General features: G+C 40.2%; 1 pseudogene. It reads right to left on the bottom strand.

Annotation, left to right across the window (positions count from 1 at the left end):
• Positions 1-243: 243 nt before the first annotated feature.
• Positions 244-868, bottom strand: a pseudogene (locus tag SORDD16_RS11825) (class 1b ribonucleoside-diphosphate reductase subunit alpha); the annotation flags it as partial.

Here is an 868-nt window from a genome sequence, read left to right as displayed (position 1 = left end):
CGATGACATCTTCGATGGCATTCCAGTTAATGGCTTTGTAGTAAGTTTCCATTTGAAATCTCTTTCTGTGTTTAATATTGTGAACTCACAATTATTTCTATTTTATCATAATTCTAGAGGAGTATCGTACAAAAAGTCGGAAGCCCGACTTTTTTGTTATTTCATAGTATAGATGCTTATATTCCAGCTTAGCTTGGTAAATGAATCGATAGCCTGAGAAAATGTAGTTTCCTCAAGAAAAGATTAGATTACACAGCTTTCACATTGGTTAGCACCGACTTCTCCACCGTCGTCTGTAAAGGTACGGACGTAGTAGATAGACTTGATACCCTTGTTAAAGGCATAGTTACGAAGGATAGAGAGATCACGAGTCGTTTGTTTGTTTTCTTTCTTCCATTCGTAGAGGCCTTTTGGAATGTCGCTACGCATGAAGAGAGTGAGTGAAAGCCCTTGATCCACGTGTTCAGTTGCAGCAGCGTAAACATCAATCACTTTACGCATATCCATGTCGTAGGCAGAAGTGTAGTAAGGAATAGTATCTGTTGACAAGCCTGCAGCAGGGTAGTAGATTTTACCAATTTTCTTTTCTTGACGTTCTTCGATACGTTGTGTAATTGGGTGGATAGAAGCAGAAACGTCGTTGATGTAGCTGATAGAACCATTTGGTGCAACAGCTAGACGGTTTTGGTGATAAAGACCATCTGCTTGAACCTTTTCGCGAAGTGCAGCCCAATCAGCAGCACTTGGGATAAAGACATCTTTGAAGAGTTCTTTAACACGGTCTGATTTAGGAACAAATTCGCCTGTCACATACTTATCGAAGTAGCTTCCGTTAGCGTAGTCTGATTTTTCAAAGTTGTGGAAGGTG

The sequence above is a fragment of the Streptococcus oralis genome (assembly GCF_001578945.1).
Lineage (GTDB): Bacteria > Bacillota > Bacilli > Lactobacillales > Streptococcaceae > Streptococcus > Streptococcus oralis_Q.
The sequence above is the reverse complement of the archived record's forward strand: the minus strand, read 5'-3'. Positions and strand labels throughout refer to the sequence as shown.